Origin of the sequence: Streptomyces lycii, assembly GCF_009735685.1 — a bacterium.
GTDB classification, from domain to species: Bacteria; Actinomycetota; Actinomycetes; order Streptomycetales; family Streptomycetaceae; genus Streptomyces; species Streptomyces lycii.
On record NZ_WHPN01000020.1, the window covers coordinates 1 to 944 of the forward strand.

Consider the following 944-nt stretch of genomic DNA (forward strand, 5'->3'; position numbering starts at 1 on the left):
ACGGGCCGCCGCCTCCCTCGGCCGTGGGCCTCTTGCGCAGCGGGTCGTCGTCCGGCGGTTCGCCCGGTGGCGGCTGATCGGTGCTCATGCCCGCCAGTCGACAGCGGCCCGGCGCGGCTCGCAGCCCGCACGGGCCGTTCGGGCTACCCGGGCGCACCGCCCGGCGGCCCGAGCCCCGGGCGGGCGTCCGGCTGCGCGTCCGGCTGCGCGTCCGGACGGGCCTTCGGCCCGGAAATCCGGCCGGGCGTCAGGCCGCGCGTCCCGCCGGGCATCCGGCCCCGTGTCAGGCCCGGCGTCGGGTCCGGCGTGGGGCCCGGCGTCGGGACCGGTCCGCGGACGGCACGCCCCGGCCGCGCGCTCGGACGCCCGCGGCGCCGTGCGGCGTGCGTGCCGGGATCAGCCGCCCGCCACGAACGTGCCCGCCGCCTTGTCGTGCCAGCACTGCCGCCAGGGGCGGTCGAACAGGCACCACATCACGTTGACGACACCCAGCACCAGCAGGCCGAGCACGGTCGTGACCAGCCAGCGGCGCAGCGCCTCGCCGAAGCTGGGCGTGTCGTGCGACTCGATGTTCAGCACCTTGATCCCGCAGAGCTTCTTGCCCGCGGTGCGGCCCCACTTGGCGGTCGGCAGCACCTCGTAGCCGATGCCGAGGACCAGCAGCACCGCCAGCACGATCCCGAGATACGTCCCCGTGGTGCCGTCCACCAGCCAGACCGTCACCGTCTCGCCGGTCAGCTTCGCCTCGTCGATCTTCGCGCCGACATGGTCGATGGCCTTGATTCCGAGCGGTACGGCGGCGGCGCCGACCAGCACGCCCATCAGCAGGACGTCGATCAGCCGGGCGACGAGGCGCCGGCCGAGGCCGGCGGGGCGGGCACCGGCCTGCGCCCGCGCCAGCTGCTGGAAGTGGTCGTCGACGGGCGGCCGCCACGGAGTGACCG

1 protein-coding gene is annotated in these 944 nt (G+C 76.3%); it reads right to left on the minus strand.

Translation table 11 applies throughout. The annotated features are described in order from the left end of the window. Positions 1–396 precede the first annotated feature (396 nt). The coding region (locus GCU69_RS00855; RefSeq protein WP_156204848.1) for an RDD family protein at positions 397–944 on the minus strand (548 nt) is incomplete at its 5' end.